This window comes from Verrucomicrobia bacterium S94 (genome assembly GCA_004299845.1).
Lineage (GTDB): Bacteria > Verrucomicrobiota > Kiritimatiellia > Kiritimatiellales > Pontiellaceae > Pontiella.
On record CP036201.1, the window covers coordinates 3,838,458 to 3,854,887 of the forward strand.

Annotated in this window: 14 protein-coding genes and 1 pseudogene; 9 read left to right on the forward strand and 6 right to left on the reverse strand. The window is 54.0% G+C overall.

All coding sequences use genetic code 11. The annotated features are described in order from the left end of the window. The 7 genes and pseudogenes from EGM51_16910 (at window position 1) to EGM51_16940 (ending at window position 5,980) form a co-directional block, all read left to right on the forward strand. Window positions 1-336: a multidrug DMT transporter gene (locus tag EGM51_16910; GenBank protein ID QBG48997.1), complete on the forward strand. Its 336-nt coding sequence runs from the start codon at window positions 1-3 to the stop codon at window positions 334-336. A 13-nt stretch (window positions 337-349) separates the two neighbouring features. Then, window positions 350-1,387: an agmatine deiminase family protein gene (locus EGM51_16915; protein ID QBG48998.1), complete on the forward strand. Its 1,038-nt coding sequence runs from the start codon at window positions 350-352 to the stop codon at window positions 1,385-1,387. An 89-nt stretch (window positions 1,388-1,476) separates the two neighbouring features. Then, window positions 1,477-2,733, forward strand: coding sequence for an aminotransferase class III-fold pyridoxal phosphate-dependent enzyme (locus EGM51_16920; protein QBG48999.1), 1,257 nt, complete (start codon window positions 1,477-1,479; stop codon window positions 2,731-2,733). Further along, window positions 2,724-3,854: an iron-containing alcohol dehydrogenase gene (locus EGM51_16925; GenBank protein ID QBG49000.1), complete on the forward strand. Its 1,131-nt coding sequence runs from the start codon at window positions 2,724-2,726 to the stop codon at window positions 3,852-3,854. The genes EGM51_16920 and EGM51_16925 overlap by 10 nt, the downstream gene beginning before the upstream one ends. Before the next feature lie 2 nt (window positions 3,855-3,856). Continuing rightward, a complete protein-coding gene (locus EGM51_16930) occupies window positions 3,857-5,332 on the forward strand; it encodes an aldehyde dehydrogenase family protein (GenBank protein QBG49001.1) in 1,476 nt (491 codons plus the stop codon). A gap of 23 nt (window positions 5,333-5,355) precedes the next feature. After that, entirely contained in the window at window positions 5,356-5,799 is a 444-nt protein-coding gene (locus tag EGM51_16935) for a GNAT family N-acetyltransferase (protein ID QBG49002.1), read from the forward strand. Window positions 5,800-5,803: 4 nt separating this feature from the next. Beyond that, window positions 5,804-5,980, forward strand: a pseudogene (locus EGM51_16940) (TetR family transcriptional regulator). A gap of 424 nt (window positions 5,981-6,404) precedes the next feature. Here EGM51_16940 and nspC read toward each other — a convergent pair. Genes nspC through EGM51_16955 form a run of 3 tightly spaced genes read right to left on the reverse strand, consistent with a single transcriptional unit; the run spans window position 6,405 to window position 9,645 of the window. After that, entirely contained in the window at window positions 6,405-7,520 is a 1,116-nt protein-coding gene (gene nspC / locus EGM51_16945; GenBank protein QBG49003.1) for a carboxynorspermidine decarboxylase, read from the reverse strand. After that, entirely contained in the window at window positions 7,520-8,716 is a 1,197-nt protein-coding gene (locus tag EGM51_16950) for a saccharopine dehydrogenase family protein (protein QBG49004.1), read from the reverse strand. The genes nspC and EGM51_16950 overlap by 1 nt, the downstream gene beginning before the upstream one ends. 59 nt (window positions 8,717-8,775) lie before the next feature. Further along, a complete protein-coding gene (locus tag EGM51_16955; GenBank protein ID QBG49005.1) occupies window positions 8,776-9,645 on the reverse strand; it encodes a helix-turn-helix domain-containing protein in 870 nt (289 codons plus the stop codon). 87 nt (window positions 9,646-9,732) lie between these two features. Between EGM51_16955 and EGM51_16960 the strand changes: the two genes are divergently transcribed. Then, complete coding sequence (locus EGM51_16960) at window positions 9,733-10,731, forward strand: hypothetical protein (protein ID QBG49006.1); 999 nt, start codon at window positions 9,733-9,735, stop codon at window positions 10,729-10,731. Here EGM51_16960 and EGM51_16965 read toward each other — a convergent pair. Continuing rightward, on the reverse strand, window positions 10,728-12,242 hold the full coding sequence (locus EGM51_16965; protein QBG49007.1) for a PLP-dependent transferase: 1,515 nt from the start codon (window positions 12,240-12,242) through the stop codon (window positions 10,728-10,730). The genes EGM51_16960 and EGM51_16965 overlap by 4 nt on opposite strands. After that, a complete protein-coding gene (locus EGM51_16970; GenBank protein ID QBG49008.1) occupies window positions 12,211-13,353 on the reverse strand; it encodes a PLP-dependent transferase in 1,143 nt (380 codons plus the stop codon). Before EGM51_16970 ends, EGM51_16965 begins: the two co-directional genes overlap by 32 nt. 207 nt (window positions 13,354-13,560) lie before the next feature. Between EGM51_16970 and EGM51_16975 the strand changes: the two genes are divergently transcribed. Further along, window positions 13,561-14,196 (forward strand): hypothetical protein, encoded by a 636-nt coding sequence (locus tag EGM51_16975; protein QBG49009.1) that lies wholly within the window; start codon window positions 13,561-13,563, stop codon window positions 14,194-14,196. Here EGM51_16975 and speA read toward each other — a convergent pair. Continuing rightward, on the reverse strand, window positions 14,181-16,085 hold the full coding sequence (gene speA, locus EGM51_16980) for a biosynthetic arginine decarboxylase (protein QBG49010.1): 1,905 nt from the start codon (window positions 16,083-16,085) through the stop codon (window positions 14,181-14,183). The two genes, EGM51_16975 and speA, sit on opposite strands and share 16 nt — an antisense overlap. Window positions 16,086-16,430: the final 345 nt, after the last annotated feature.

The window sequence follows — 16,430 nt, forward strand, 5'->3', positions numbered from 1 at the left end:
ATGAAATTCGGATGGATCATTCTGATGATTTCCATGCTGGCGGATGTGGCCGCCAGCCTGCTGGCCAAGCAGGTCGACGGCTTTCGCCGACCGTTTCTGCTGGCGGCGGTGATCGGCGTATACATGGTTGCAATGGGGCTTTTCATGTATTGCATGAAGGTCCTGCCGATCGGGCCGGCATTTGCCATCTGGTCGGGTATTGGGATGGTGCTCATTGCCGTGCTCTCGATCTTCTTTTATCGCCAGATTCCCGACGGACCGGCCATTGTCGGAATGAGCCTGATTGTACTCGGAACCGTGGTGCTCAGCACCATGTCGAAGATGCAGGTGCACTGATTTGAGGAAAAATATGTTTACGATTGAAGAAACCAGAACTCCGAAAGCCGACGGCTTTCACATGCCTGCCGAGTGGCAGAAACATGAAGCCTGCTGGATGGCCTGGCCCTATGACGGCACCGCCTGGCGCGGGCACCACCGCGAGGCCAAGCACGCCGTGGCCACTCTGGCCAATGCGATCAGCGAATTCGAACCGGTCAAAATGCTGGTTCCGCCGGAGGTGCGTTCCGAAGCCGAGCGCTTTCTCGGCAAATACGTCGAGATTATCCCGTGCAAGCTCGACGATGCCTGGACGCGCGATACCTGCCCTTCATTCCTTATTGATCAGGAAGGCGGGCTGGCCGGCGTGAACTGGCGCTTTAACGGCTGGGGTGAAATGGAGTATGCCAATTGGGAGTCCGATAAAAAACTCGCCCGCCGTGTCTGCCGCAAAATTGATGTGCCGTGCTATAACGCGCCGATCATGAACGAAGGCGGGGCGATTCATGTGGACGGCGAAGGCACGGTGCTCTGCACCCGCGCAACAATCCTGAATGATAACCGTAATCCGGAAATGAGCGAGGAGAAGGTGGAGCAGATCCTCTGCGATTACCTCGGTGCGGAAAAGGTCATCTGGCTCGATCAGGGCTATGAACAGGATGAAACCGACGGTCATATTGATGTGGTAGCGGCTTTTGTTGCGCCCGGCAAGGTGATGCACCTCTCAACTGGAAATAAGACCGACCCCAACTACGGCCGGTTTGAGCAGAACATGGCCTACCTCGAAAATCAGACCGATGCAAAAGGCCGGAAAATTGAAGTCATCCGCATGCCGCAGCCGTCGCTTTGGCTGGAGGAAGACCGACGGATTTCATGCAGTTATGTCAATTACTACCTCGCCAACGGCGCGGTATTTGTCCCGCTTTTCGATGATCCGGTGGATGAACTCGCTATTGAAATATTCAAAGAGCTCTACCCGGACCGCGAAATTGTCGATATGCCCGAGTGCGCCGCAATTTTTTACGGCGGCGGAGGCATCCACTGTATCACACAACAACAACCCGCCATTTAGGAAATGGCTAAACACGAAGATACGAAAGACATGAATAACGAACACGCCTGAGCAGCTTCGTGCAGAAACAGAGAATAAAAATGAAGGAAATGGAATATAGTTTATCAGGTGTCTGGACCCATGCATGCGATCACACTGTCGTGCGCGGCGAAGGGGTTCGGCTTTTTACCGATACCGGCAAATCGCTGCTCGATTTTACCAGCGGTATCGGCGTCAACAGCACCGGCCACTGCCACCCGAAAGTGTCGGCCGCCGTTGCGGAGCAGGCGCAGAATCTGCTCTTCAGCCAGATCAACTGTGTACGGCACAACAAGCTCTACGAGCTGGCCGACGAACTCAAGTCGGTGGTACCGCCGCACCTGAATAAATTTTTCTATGCCCAGTCCGGCGCCGAGGCCATCGAGGCGGCTGTCAAACTTGCAAAACATGCCGCCGGCAAGCCGAACATCATTGTGATGCAGGGCAGTTTCCACGGCCGCACCCATATGGCCATGGCCATGACGACCAGCAAGACCGTCTACCGCCTGAAGTATCCCAACCTGCCATCCGGCGTTTATGTGGCGCCGTATCCCTATGCCTATGCTTCGGGCCGCACGGAGGAAGAGGAAACCGCCTATGCTCTTCAGGCCCTGGAACTGGTGCTTAATACCCAGAGCGCACCGGCGGAAACCGCCGCCATTTTCGTGGAACCCGTACTGGGCGAGGGCGGCTACCTGCCCGCACCGCCCAACTATCTCAAAGGTCTGCGCGACATCTGCGATAAACACGGTATCCTGCTGGTCTGCGATGAAATCCAGACCGGCTTCGGCCGCACCGGGAAAATGTTTGCGCACGAGTACGACGATGTTAAGCCGGACATCATGACCATGGCCAAAGGGATGGCTTCCGGCGCGCCTATTTCCGGCATCGCCTACCGCGAAGAGCTGGATGCCAAGTGGGGCAAAGGCACGCACGGCGGCACCTACGGCGGCAGTCCGCTCGGCTGCGCTGCGGCAATCTCCACCATCCGGGTCATCAAGGAAGAGGGCCTGGTGGAAAATGCCGTGGTGCGCGGCGAACAGCTGATGGCCGGGCTGAAGAAGCTTCAGCGCAACTATCCGTGTATCGGCGATGTGCGCGGCCGCGGCCTGATGATCGGTATGGAGCTGATGGCCGGCGATAAACCCGACACAGTCCTGCCGGGCAAACTGCTCAAGGAAGTGTATGCGCGCGACATGATGCTGCTTACCTGCGGGATCCGCCGCAATGTGGTGCGCTGGATTCCGCCGCTGGTGGTGACCGAAGCGGAAATCGATGAAGGCCTGAAGATCTTTGAAGAAGCGCTGGAGGCGGCGGTATGCATCTGATTCCCATGCCCGAAGTGTTCTGCGGCTCCGATGCGCTGGAGGCGCTGAGCAGCACACTGGCGCAGGTGAATGCGCAGCGCGTTTTCATTGTGACCGGTCCGCATGTTTCTCAAACGGACGGTTTTGCCGCAATGAAGGCGGTTGCGGAAATGGGCCGCGATGTCGCGGTGTTTAATGAAACGCAAGGCGATCCCTCGGTGGAGCAGGTCACCGAAATGATTGCACAGGCGAAAGCATTCGGCGCGGATGCCGTGATCGGGATGGGCGGCGGCAGTCCGATCGATGCTGCGAAAGTGGTGGCGGCTGCGCTTTTCAATGATCGGAAAGTCGAGGAGATGGTTGGAACGGATTTGGTTCCGAACCGCTGTGCGCCGCTGTTCATTATTCCCACAACGGCCGGTACGGGATCGGAGGCGACGAATATTTCAATCCTGACCGACACCGAAGAGCAGATGAAGAAAGCGGTGATCTCGAATAATATCCTGCCGCATGCCGCTTTTCTAGTGCCGGAGCTGACGGTTTCCATGCCGCCGCGTATTACGTCGATGACCGGGATCGACGCATTCTGCCACGCCACGGAAGCCTATCTTTCCAAACGCCGGAATCCGTACAGCGACGGCATGGCGCTCCGGGCGCTGGGTCTGATTGCCCGGTGGCTGGAAAAAGCCTGCAGTGAGCCGGAAAACCTCGAGGCGCGCGAGGGCATGCTGATGGCGAGTTTTTTTGCGGGGCTGGCTTTCACCAACGCAAGTGTTACGGCGATTCACGCCTTTGCCTATCCGCTGGGCGGACGGTACCACACGCCGCATGGCATGGCCAATGCGCTGATGCTCGCGCCGGTTCTACGGCATAACCTGGACGGCAATGAAGAGCGTTTTGCGGACTTGTCGGAAGCCTTCTGCGGGATTCGCGATGCCGAAACGTTTGTGCCGCAGGTTCAGGCCCTTAAAAAAAATATCGGCCTGCCGATGTCGCTTGAAGATGCAGGCGTTCCGGAAGCCGATCTGGAACCGATGGCCGAAGCGGTATTGGGGGTCACTCGGTTGCTGGAAGTGAATCCAAATCCCATCGGCATAAGCGATGCGTTGCGGATTTATCAGGAAGCATTCAAAGGAGAATAACCATGAGTGATGTGAAGAAAATGTTCATTAACGGGCAATGGGTGGAAGCTCTTTCCGGCGAAACGCGCGAGTCGATCAATCCGGCCAACGGCGAAGTGCTGGCGGCGGTAGCGGAAGGTTCGGCGGCGGATGTGGATAAAGCCGTCGAAGCCGCGAAGGAAGCTTTTTATAACGGACCGTGGGGATCGACCCCGGCGCAGGAGCGTGCGGCCCTGCTGTTTAAACTCGCCGACCTGGTGGATGCGAATGCCGGGGAGCTGGCGGAACTGGAGATGCGCGACAATGGTAAGCCGCTGCGCGAAACGAAGTATGACGTAGCGGATACGGCGGCCTGTTTCCGCTATTATGCCGGACTCTGTACGAAGCCGATGGGCCAGACCTATGAAGTGGCGGATCCTATGCAGGCGATGACGGTGCGTGAGCCGATCGGTGTGGTCGGCCTGATTGTGCCGTGGAACTATCCGCTGTTGATGGCCACGTGGAAAATTGCGCCGGCTTTGGCGGCAGGTAACTGCATTATTTTCAAGCCGGCAGAGCTGACGCCGCTTTCGGCGGTGCGTCTGTTTGAGCTGATTGAAGCCGCCGGATTCCCGAAAGGATCGGCCAACCTGGTGATGGGCGCCGGGGCCTCGGTCGGTGCGCGGATGGCCGAGCATCCGGAAATTGAAAAGATTGCTTTCACCGGCGGCACGGAGACGGGCCGTAAAATCATGATGGCCGCCACAGGCAACCTGAAGAAGATTTCGCTCGAACTCGGCGGTAAATCACCGTGCGTGGTGTTTGAAGATGCCGATATGGATGCCGCGGTGGACTGGGCGCTGTTTGCAATCTTTGCCAATCAGGGCCAGGTCTGTTCCGCGGGATCGCGCCTGCTGCTGCAGGAGAGCATCCACGATGAGTTCGTGGAAAAGCTCGTTGCACGGGCGAAGCAGATCAAGGTGGCTCCGGGCGATGCCGAGGGCGTCGAAATGGCGGCCATGATTTCGGAAGCGCACATGGAAAAGGTGCTGAAGTATATCGAAATCGGCAAGGAAGAGGGGGCCACGCTGCTGTGCGGCGGCGAGCGTTTGACCGACGGCGAGCTGGGCAAAGGCTTCTTTGTTGCACCGACGATCTTTACCGATACAACGCCGGACATGCGGATTGTGCAGGAGGAGATCTTCGGTCCCGTGCTCGCGGTGCAGAAATTTACCGATGATGAAGACGCGGTGCGTCTGGCCAACGATTCCATTTACGGCCTGGCTGGCGGGGTTTTTTCAGAAAACGGAACGCGGGCGATGAAATTCATCAAGAAGCTGCGCGCGGGCATTACCTGGATCAACTGCTACCACCCGACGTACAGTGAAGCGCCGTGGGGCGGTTATAAACAGAGCGGCATCGGCCGCGATTTAGGGACTTACGGGTTTGATGAATATACGGAAGTGAAGCAGATTAACATTAACCTGGAACCGGGACCCGTCGGCTGGTTTGAGGGATAGTTTTATTTTAAAGGGAGATTGGAATGTTTTTGGTCCAGGCTACGACAGATCATATTCTGCATGCGGCAAAGCTGTTTGACTTATATCGGCAGTTTTATGATCAGCCTGCCGATCCTGCGCTGGCGGAATCGTATATCCGTCAGCGTATCGTAAATAATGAGTCGGCGATTTTTTTGGCTTTTGAAGGCGGGGAGGCGGTTGGTTTTGTTCAGCTCTATCCCTCGTTTTGTTCGGTGGATGCGATCAGGATTCAGATTCTATACGACCTCTACGTAAAAGAAGCGTTTCGCGGAAACGGCATTGCCCGCTCGCTTATGAATAAAGCCAGAGCATATTCAAAAGCGAGCGGAGCAAAACGGATTGATTTATTGACCGGTGTTGAGAATAAGGCGGGTCGGGCCTTGTATGAAAAACTTGACTACTATCGGTCTGTGGATGACTTTATCGGGTACTCACTAAATTTGTGAAAAGATTATGAGACGTACAAAAGAAGAGGCGGATAAGACACGGGCGGCGATCCTCAAAGCCGCCCTAACGGTGTTTTATAAAAAAGGGGTCAGCCGTTCGACGCTGGCGGATATCGGCCAGGCGGCCGGTGTGACGCGCGGCGCGGTCTACCACCATTTCAAGGACAAGGTGGATCTGTTTCTTCAGCTCAGTGCCGAGATCACGAAATCGCGGCACTTTAATCCGGAAATCTGGAACGATGACTCTGTTCAGACTTTGGACGATCTGCGTGAAGTGATACTGGAACGGCTGCGGCTGTTCTTTGATGACCGCGATGTGCACAAGTTCATGATGACGATCTTTTCGCGTATGGAATACATCGACGATTTCAAGGAGTTCTGGATCAATGAAAAGAAGTACCAGCAGGCCTCAATCAAGGGACTGGAAAGTGCATTGGAGCGCTTGAAAGAGAAGGGGGAGGTCCGCAGTTCAATCAATCCGCTGCATGCAGCGCGGCATATTTATATTTTCATCGACGGGATTTACGACTGCTGGAGTATCGACGAAAAAGAATTTCTTGTGCGGGATGAGCTTGAAGAAGCTGTGGATGAATTCCTGATGCTGTTTAGGCCAGTCTGGCGCGGTAGTCCGCATAATTGAATTCGCGAAGAATTTCCACCTGATCACCGCGTCGGACAGCGATATCCGGGTGTTGAATGCCGTTGAAAAAGGTGGTCTTCACCATGGAGTAGTGGGCCATGTCTTTGAAGATCAGCCGGTCACCGACAGCCAACGGTTCATCGAATGAATAGTCGCCGATGATATCGCCGGCGAGGCAGCTGAGCCCGGCCAGCTTATAGGTGTAGGGTTTGGCTCCGGGAAGCGCGGCATTTTCAATCTCCGGGCGGTAGGGCATTTCCAGCACGTCGGGCATATGGCAGGTGCAGGAGACATCGAGGATAGCAATGGCGCCGTTGTTGTCGATGATGTCCAGCACCGAGGTGACGAGTTCGCCCGCATTGAGTGCCACGGCTTCGCCGGGTTCGAGGATGACCTGCACACCGTATTTCTTTTTAAAGGCGTTGATCAGTTTGACGAGCAGGTCGATGTCGTAGTCGTCGCGCGTAATATGATGCCCGCCGCCGAAATTCACCCAGTCCATTTGAGGCAGCAGATCGCTGAACTGTTCTTCAACAGCTTGCAGCGTGGTTTGCAGATCGTCGGCATTCTGTTCGCAGAGGGTGTGGAAATGAAGGCCGGTAATACCGGTCAGATTCTGTCCTTCAAAATCCCGGCGGCGAATACCGAGGCGGGATTGCGGGGCGCAGGGGTCGTAGATGGCATGGGCCGGATCCTGCGTGGAACATTCGGGATTTATGCGGAGGCCGAATTTGATGTCTGTGTCGCCGGCGGTCCGAAAGCGGTTGAGCTGATGGAATGAATTAAAGTCGATTTCATCGCAGAGTGTCAGCAGTTCCGCGAAATCGGCCTCGGAATAGGCGGCGGCGTAGGCATGAACTTCTTTGCCGAATTCTTCACGGCCGAGCCGTGCTTCCCAGGGTGAGCTGGCGCAGACGCCGTCGAGGTATTCTCCAATAATTGGAAAAAGGGGCCAAAGGGCGAAGCCTTTGAGGGCTAGCAGGATTTTACAGCCTGTCTGTTGTTTTACGGAAGCAAGTACTTCGCAGTTTTTTCGAACGAGATTTTCATCCACGATGAAAGCTGGAGTTTTAATATCCATCAATCGAGCTCAGCTACGGCGCCTTCGACTACCTTCCAGGGGAGACCGTATTGATTGAGGTCGTCCATAAACGGATCGGGGTCCATCTGTTCAATGTTGAAGACGCCTTTGCCGCTCCACTTTTTCTCGAGTACCATTTTTGAACCGATCATGCAGGGTACGCCGGTGGTGTAGGAAATCGCCTGTGATTTGACTTCGGCATAGCATTCCTGATGATCGCAGGTGTTATAGATGGTGATGGTTCGGGTTTCGCCGTTCTTAATGCCGGTAACCTGGCAGCCGATCCATGTTTTTCCTTTTGTGCGCGGGCCGAGGGTGGAGGGGTCGGGGAGGAGGGTTTTCAGGAACTGCAGCGGGATGATTTTCTGACCGTTGAATTCCACTTCGTCGATCCGGGTCATGCCGACATTGCCGAGCACTTCGAGGTGTTTGAGGTAGGAATCGCCGAAGCTCATCCAGAACCGGGCGCGTTTCAGCCCTTTAATATGTTTGCCGAGTGATTCGAGCTCCTCGTGATACATCAGGTAGATATTAAGGTCTCCGATATCTTCGGGCACCGCAAAGGAGCGTTTAACGGAAAGCGGTTCGGTTTCGATCCATTCACCGTTTTCCCAGTAGCGGCCTTTGGCGGTGACTTCGCGGATGTTGATTTCCGGATTGAAGTTGGTGGCAAAGGGGTAACCATGGTCGCCGGCGTTGCAGTCGATGATGTCGATGGTGTGGATTTCATCAAGATAGTGTTTCTGGATGTAGGTACAGAAGACCGAGGTGACGCCGGGGTCGAATCCGGAGCCGAGCAGGGCCATGAGACCGGCTTCTTTAAAGCGGTCGTGATAGGCCCACTGCCATTTATATTCAAATTTGGCGGTATCTTCAGGTTCATAGTTGGCGGTATCGATGTAGTGTACACCGGTTTCGAGGCAGGCATCCATGATGTGCAGATCCTGATAGGGCAGGGCCACATTGATCACCAGTTCCGGACCGAAGCGTTTAATCAGCTCCACCAGCTCCGGCACGTCGTCGGCATCGACCTGCGCTGTCTGAATCGGCCGGTCGAGTTGTGCAGCAATGGCATCGCACTTTGATTTTGTGCGGCTCGCCAGCATAATTTCTGAAAAGACTTCCGGCAGTGCGGCGCATTTGTGCACGACTACTCCGCTGACTCCGCCCGCTCCGATGATTAAAACCTTTGACATATTTTTAGCTCCTGAAAAAAGAGGATGCTAAATACCGCACCTGCGGCGGTTTTGGCAACCTAATGTTTATACTGGCTCAGGTGGGTCAGTTTCCGCTCGCGGAATTCCGCCGGTGAGAGTGTGCTGACCTGTTTGAAAACCCGGCTGAAATAGGCGCGGTTCGGGAAGCCGGTGGCCTCTGCAATCTGATCAATGGAGAGATCGGAATGCTCGAGCAGGTGGCCGGCCCGGCTGATGCGGATCTGATTGACATAGCGTGCCGGCGAGGTGTGCAGGTATTTACTGAAAAGGCGGCACAGGGTTTCGATGCTGATGCCGGCTCGAGCAGCGAGCAGTTCGTTCGGCAGTTTTTCACTCATATGCTCGCTGATGTAGCGGATGACCGACTGCAGTCTTCCGGGGAGCGGTGGGGCCCAGCTGATGTCGCGGTGACTGATGCACAGATGGATAAGCGCCAGACTGCGGTGGAATATGCGGTTGGTTCCGGCGCTGCCACTGGAAATTTCTTCAGCGAGATTCTGTATGAGCTGCAGCTGAAAGCCGGTCGGTTTGATAATTACCGGAATTTGCTGGTGCGGGGTGAGGCGTTTTTCCAGGGAAAAATGGAACCATAGGTTCCGTACTGGCTGTTCACCGATGCAATGAAACAGGACATGATCCGGAATAAGCAGAATGCGGTCGGGTTTCAGTTCATAGCGCTGATGATCGAGTTCGATGCAGTGGCCGGGATCGAAGTTGTAGTAAAGCCGCCAGAATGGACTGAGTACATTCGGAAAATTCCAGTGGGTATTGCCTGGAATATAGCCCGCCTCGTGTAACGCAGGCAGTTCCGAGGTGGCGATGATGCCGCGCGGCTCAAACTCAATCCCTTTGCCGGAGTAGGGATTTTCGTAGGCCCCGAAATTTAATCTTTTGACAGAATCAGACATAAGAATGCACGGAGCGGATATAGCCGTATTTCGGGATCGGTGCAAACGTAATCTGTTATTGAGATTTAGTATTAACAGGAGGATACTATGCCTGAACTCGTTGAAGAAAAAATATGCTGGTACCGTAGCCCCATTGATAAAGAGCTGCGCAAAAAACTGATGGAACGAAGCGATGCCAAAGGTCTGGTTCACGTTGTTTCGCTGATTCTTCTGTCTCTGGCAACCGGTTTCGGTGTGTGGTATTCAGCGCATCATTTCCACTGGAGCATTACGCTGCTGGCACTGTTTATTCATGGAACCTGCTTCACGTTTCTGGGGGAGCATGCCGGTATTCATGAGCTGTCGCACGGAACTGTATTTAAGACGAAAGCTCTGAATGAATTTTTTCTGAAACTGATCGGGTTTTTTACCTGGAAAAATATTCATGTGTACCGTGCCAGCCATACCCGGCATCATATGGCTACGGTGCATTGTAAACAGGATCTGGAGGTTCCGCTTCCTTATAAAGTCACGCTGCGGCAATGGATCGGGTATTACACCTTCGACATGGATCGTTTTCTCAGCACCAACTGGCAGATTGTCCGCAATGCCTTCGGCGTATTGAGCGGCGAATGGGAAAACTTTCTCTTTCCCAAGGGTTCTAAAGACCGGAGAAAGGTTTTCGCCTATGCCCGCATCGTTCTCATGGGTCAGCTGCTGATTGTAGCCGGAATCATCTATTTGCAGGACTGGATTCTGCTGTTGCTTTTCACGTTTCCGACCTACGCCACCTGGCTGGCCTGGCTGGTGACGATTCCGCAGCATGCGGGGCTGCAGCCCAATACGCCGGATTTCCGACTATGCTGCCGGTCGGTCAAGGTCGATCCGTTCACGCTTTTTCTGCATTGGAATATGGATTACCACGTGGAGCATCATATGTTTGCCGGAGTGCCCTTCTATAATCTGCCGAAACTGAGGGAAGCGATTAAAGACGATCTGCCGCCGATGCGTCCGTTTTTCGAGACCTGGAAAGAGATCCGGCATACGCTGAAGAAGCAGAAAACGGATCCGACCTATTGTTATATTCCGGAGATCCCGAAGGGCTAGGGCAGTGCCCGTGCGAGGCGCGCAATCAGGTCCTTCGGGTCTTCGGTGCCGACCGAAATACGGATGAGCCAGCGTGAAGCACCGGCCTGTTCCGCCCATTCGAGTTCCTGATAGTGGGCGATCAGTACAAACGGGCAGCAGAGACTGAAGCTGGTTCCGAGGTTTGGACCTTTGGTGATTTCGAGGCGGTCGTAGACCGCTTCGGTGTACTTTTCAGGTTCTTTCAGAACGAAAGAAAGCAGGCCGCCGTAACCGCCGTCGGGTCGCCGGAACTGATCATAGATTTCCCGGTCGGTAAACATCGGATAATACACGGAATCAACGGCCGGGTGCTGATGCAGATATTCGCTGAGGGCCAATGCGCTGCGGTTGATCTGTCCAACCCGTTCCCGGAAGTTGCGCGAATCTTTTTCCAGCTGGATAATGTCGGCTCCGTAAAACGCTTCCGGTTCATGAATGGTGCGGAGTTCATTGCGGAGTGTGCGATAGAAATCCGACTTTTCGTTCAGAATCAGTGCCCCGCCCATGACGTCGCTGGTGCCGGAAAAGAATTTGGTCAGGCTGATAACCGAGATGTCGGAAACCGGCAGTGTATTCTGATTGATGCAGGCGCCGAGGGTTTCATCGATGATAATTGGAAAGTGGAACTGATCCGCCAGTTTGCGGAGTCTTTTCAGATCCACACACGTCAGCAGCGGATTGGAGGGAAATTCACAGAAAAGGCCGCTGATGGGGGATGTGGCTAAATCCTTTTCCAGCTGTTCCAGATCCGCGATATCGCCTTTATCATAAAACAGGGCGCGGTAGGGATTAAACTTTTCCTGCAGCTTGAGCGTATCGCCATAGGGGAAGGCAAACTGTGCGGTCGGGGCTTCAAGGCGGTTTTGGCGTACGGCGATGTAGGCGGCATGAATGGCTGCCATTCCCGATGGGAAAAGAAAAATGTTTTCGGGGGTTGCGCCGGAAAATCCGGCAATACGTTTTTTAAGGGTTTCCGCTTGTGCGGAGGCGTCCGGGGCCGGGATGCCGTTGAGCAGGGCTTCGGCGCAACGCGATGAAATGCCCTCGCCGGCATGCTGCCAGTAGGCTTTGGCCTGCGCGGCCAGTGTTGAAGGAAAACTGATCAGATGAACGGCGGAACCGTCTGTTTTACGTATGCTGATTTCGGCGGTCGGATCGTTGACCCAGAGATAGGCTGCGCAGCGCTCGGCGGCATCGCGGGTGGTATAAAGCTGTGCGCATTCGTCGCTTCGCCTGCTGAATTTATGAACGGCGGCCTCGACCAGGGGATGATAAAAAAAGCGCGGATAGCCGAGGTGCAGTTTCTGCATAGTAACAGGGTTTTTCTCCTCGTAGCCGATGACGTCCTGCCAGCGCGGCAGGCACATGGCGATGGCATGCGGCGAGTTGGGCACCGGTTTTCCGAGATCTTCAGCCCGCCAGAGCGGATTTTTGCGTAAGGTTTCCTGCGGCATAACTCTATAGATTTTTAAGTGAAGTCTCGATGTCATTAATCAGGTCGTCGGCATCCTCGATGCCTACGGAAAAGCGGACGAGCCCGTCGGTGATGCCGACCGCTTCGCGTTCGGCTTTCGGGATCGAGGCATGGGTCATCGATGCCGGATGACAGATGAGTGATTCTATGCCGCCGAGGCTTTCTGCCAATGAAAACAGCTTGAGATTGGAGATCAGTTTTACGACCTGCTCAAACGGCAGGTTAAAGATGGCGGTGACGATGCCGCTGCCGCCGCGCATCTGTTTTCTGGCCAGCTCATACTGAGGATGCGAGGGATGGAAGGGATAGCGTACAGTTTCGGTTTCTTTCAATGACAGGAGAAAATCGGTGATTTTCAGCGCATTTTCCTGGTGCTGCTTCATGCGTACGGCAAGGGTTTTCAGGCCGCGCGAAATCAGCCAGCAGTCGAATGGCGACGGATTCAGGCCGACGGCTTTCTGCGCGAAGATCATCTTTTCGTTCCATTCTTCGGAATTGGTACAGACGACTCCGCCGAGGCAGTCGGAATGACCGTTAATGTATTTCGTGGTGCTCGACAGGCTGATGTCCGCTCCGAGCGCAAGCGGATTCTGGAAATAGGGTGATGCAAAGGTGTTGTCGACCAGCAGTTCTGTGCCGGCGTCGTGTGCGGCGTTGGCGAGAGTTTTGATATCGATGATTTTCAGCAGCGGATTGGTAGGCGATTCGATCCAGACCAGGGCCGGTTTCTGTTTTTCAATTTCCGCATAGTTTGCCGGTTCGGAGAGATCGGCATAGGAAATGGTGATGCCGAACTTTCGGAAGACCTGGTCGTAGATGCGATAGGTGCATCCGTAGATATTTTCTTCGGCCACGACATGATCGCCCGAGGAGAGGGTGGAAATGACGGCGTTGACGGCCGCCATGCCGCTGCCGAAGACGGTGGCATATTCCGCCTGTTCCAGCTGGGCGAGGGTGGCTCCGAGACGGTCGAAAGCCGGGTTGCCCGAGCGGGTGTAGTCGTAGCCCCGGGTCTGTCCGGGTTCGAGCTGGGCAAAGGTGGAGGTTAAGTAGACAGGGGGAATCACGGCTCCGGTTTCTTTATCCGGTTCCTGGCCGATGTGAATGGCTGCGGTATCAAATTTCATCTCATTCTCGTGTAAAACTGATCATATTTAAAGGGATTGTCGTGAGGGAAGGTAGCGGGTTGAGCGCATTACGTCAAATGCTGCCTTTGGAACCTTTGTTTTAATCTTGTTATCTGATTTGAATTGATTAATTCGTCTGGAAAATGGAGTTTGCTTTAGGACGTGTGTCCGGGGAGAAGGGTTCTTATTCTGGTTATTAAGGAAAATATGTTACGGGTTGTGAATAATAAGGCTTTGGCATTGCTTATGGCAGGAACTTTGTTCGTGCGGACCGCGTCAGCAATGCCGGAAACAGGTATAGCTCCAGAGAATGGTTTTATTGAAAATCTCCAAGTGGCTTTGCTGGTGTTGGGAATGCTTGTATTTCTGATCAGGGTGAAGCGAACGAGTCCGGCTTGCCGATGTATTATGTTCGGGGGGGCATGGCTCTGTCTCTCTTTTGTATTGAGGGAGCTTGATGTTGAGGATTTAGCAGTCCCTCGGTGGGTCATTATGATTGGGAGTGGGACGGGGCGGAATCTGATCATGGCTGCAGGATGGGTTGCTGTAGGCATATTTTGTTTGAAGTCATTTCGGATACTGAAGAGAAATCTGAAATTTCTGGTCTCTGTTCCGGCAAGTATTCTTGTTGTGATTGGCGGTTTTTTACTGGTGTCGGGGGGGCTGTTCGATCGAGAAACCATCCGGTTGGAAAACGGGCGTCTTTATGAAGAACTTTTGGAAGCCTGCGGCTATTTTCTGATATTTGTGGCTGCGCTGATGGCCGGCAAATTTAAAACACTTCCGGAGGATGAGCAGGAGGCCGTTGCGGCGGAGGGGGCCTGCGTTCACCGTTCGAAGTAGGTGTATCCGCGCATACCGTTTTCGAAAGCATCCATGATGTTGCGGCGCTCTTTCGCAGTAATCGCATCGTTGCGGACGGCGGTTTCCGCCAGTTTCCGGATGCGGCGGATTATGTTTTTCGGGTCGTATTCCACGTAGGATAAAACGTCGGCCACTGAGTCGCCTTCGAGTTCCCGGGAATAATTCAAATGTCCTTCGCGGTCGACTTCCACGGTGATGACGTTGGTGTCGCCCAGCAGGTTGTGCAGATCGCCGAGGGTTTCCTGATAGGCTCCGACAAGAAAGACGCCGAGATAATATTCATCATCTGTCAGGTTATGCAGCGGAAGCGAATCGCGGGTGGTGTACTGCCCGACAAAGCGGTCGATTTTACCGTCGCAGTCGCAGGTAATATCGGCCAGCACTACTTCGCGGGTCGGTTTTTCATTGAGCCGGTGGATCGGCATGATCGGAAAAAGCTGATCGATGGCCCAGACATCGGGCAGCGATTGAAACAGGCTGAAGTTACCGTAGTAAATATCGGCCAGCATGGAAGGCAGTTTGCGCAGCTCGCTGGGCACATAATCCATCTGTCCGGTGAGTTTTGCTATGCGGGTGATAATGTGCCAGAAAATGGTGCCGGCCAGCGCGCGGTCTCGCAGGGTCATGGTACCGCGTTTGAATCGTTCGTGAATTTCGTCGCGGTAGTAAAAGGCGTCGTGGAAGCATTCCTGTGCGTTGCGCTTGTTGACCACTTTGACTACGGCCATCAGGTTGTGCAGCAGTTCGTGAGCGTTTTCGGGGAGTTCAGTAGGCAGATCGCTGATTTCGAAACGGCTCTCGTCGAGAATGTTGAACAGCAGTACAGAATAATAGGCAACCGTTGCGCGCCCCGATTCGGTGACGATGTCGGGATGGGGCACGCCGGTTTCGGCCAGCGTACTGACCAGGTTTTCCACGATCGCTACGCAGTATTCGTCGAGATTATAGTTCCTGCTTGCTTCGGTATCGCCCTGTGATCCGTCATAGTCAACCGCCAGGCCGCCGCCAAGGTCGAGGATGCCCATGGGGGCGCCTTCTTTCACCAGACCGATATAGACGCGACAGGCTTCGACGACTGCTTCACGAATATCCCGGATATTGGGGATCTGCGAACCGACGTGATAGTGCAGCAGCTGGAGGCAGTCGAGCATGTTGACTTCTTTCAGGAGATCGACGACGTCACACACCTGCGAAGGATTCAGCCCGAAGACACTGCGCTCACCGCCGGAGTGGTTCCAGTGCCCGGATGCCTGAGTGGAGAGTTTGAGACGGACGCCGATTTTCGGCGGTATATCCAGGGTTTTGGAGCGGTTGATGATCAGTTCGAGCTCCGACGGGGTTTCCACCACAAAGATGCACTGCAGGCCCATTTTGCAGGCATAAAGGCCGAGGTCGACAAACTCCTCATCTTTATAACCGTTGCAGATGAGGTAGGCTTCGGGATCGTGCATGTAGGAGAGGGCCGCGATCAGTTCCGGTTTACTGCCGGCTTCTAGACCGTGATGGTAGCGGGCACCGAATGCCGTGATTTCTTCGAGCACCTGCTGTTGCTGGTTCACTTTAATCGGATAGACACCACGGTAGTTTCCTTCGTATTCAAACTCCTGAATCGCCCGGCCGAAACCTTCGTGCAGGAGTTTGATCCGTGCGTCAAGGATGTCGGAAAACCGCAACAGAACCGGCATATTCAGCCCTCGGTCGATTAAACCGTCCACAATATGGCGAAGAGATATGCCGGTGCCGTTTCCGTGCGGGTGAACAATCACCTCGCCGGCATCGGATACACTGAAGTAATCTGTACCCCAGTTGTTGATACCGTAAATTTCCGCCGACTGTTCCGGCGACCATGCTGTAGATTCCGTTTTCAAGAAGTGCGATATACGGGCGTTTCCGGGGTTTTGAAAGTCAATTATGAAAAAAATCTGATTGATTATAAATCCAGCGATTAACGGATAAGCCGGTGAACTTATTTCTGAAGAGCAATGCTGACGTACCGGATTGGATAAAAATTGATTTTCGGGTTTTCTCTCTGAATTTACGGGCGGGGAACTCAGCGATCGACTGTTGCGGAGAGGTTTCGAAATGGCGCAGGGATTAAACGCGATCGGGTTCTCTTTTTCCCGGGCATTATACGGTTGGATCAACGTTTCAGCGGGTAATCCGTAGCGTGTAAATTATATTTTTTTAAGTTTAACCTTTTATGGATTTCTCTT

Coding starts and splice junctions, on each gene's coding strand:
- EGM51_16910 (QBG48997.1), top strand. CDS start 1: ATGAAATTCGGATGGATCATTCTGATGATTTCCATGCTGGCGGATGTG.
- EGM51_16915 (QBG48998.1), top strand. CDS start 350: ATGTTTACGATTGAAGAAACCAGAACTCCGAAAGCCGACGGCTTTCAC.
- EGM51_16920 (QBG48999.1), top strand. CDS start 1,477: ATGGAATATAGTTTATCAGGTGTCTGGACCCATGCATGCGATCACACT.
- EGM51_16925 (QBG49000.1), top strand. CDS start 2,724: ATGCATCTGATTCCCATGCCCGAAGTGTTCTGCGGCTCCGATGCGCTG.
- EGM51_16930 (QBG49001.1), top strand. CDS start 3,857: ATGAGTGATGTGAAGAAAATGTTCATTAACGGGCAATGGGTGGAAGCT.
- EGM51_16935 (QBG49002.1), top strand. CDS start 5,356: ATGTTTTTGGTCCAGGCTACGACAGATCATATTCTGCATGCGGCAAAG.
- nspC (QBG49003.1), bottom strand. CDS start 7,520: ATGGATATTAAAACTCCAGCTTTCATCGTGGATGAAAATCTCGTTCGA.
- EGM51_16950 (QBG49004.1), bottom strand. CDS start 8,716: ATGTCAAAGGTTTTAATCATCGGAGCGGGCGGAGTCAGCGGAGTAGTC.
- EGM51_16955 (QBG49005.1), bottom strand. CDS start 9,645: ATGTCTGATTCTGTCAAAAGATTAAATTTCGGGGCCTACGAAAATCCC.
- EGM51_16960 (QBG49006.1), top strand. CDS start 9,733: ATGCCTGAACTCGTTGAAGAAAAAATATGCTGGTACCGTAGCCCCATT.
- EGM51_16965 (QBG49007.1), bottom strand. CDS start 12,242: ATGACATCGAGACTTCACTTAAAAATCTATAGAGTTATGCCGCAGGAA.
- EGM51_16970 (QBG49008.1), bottom strand. CDS start 13,353: ATGAAATTTGATACCGCAGCCATTCACATCGGCCAGGAACCGGATAAA.
- EGM51_16975 (QBG49009.1), top strand. CDS start 13,561: ATGTTACGGGTTGTGAATAATAAGGCTTTGGCATTGCTTATGGCAGGA.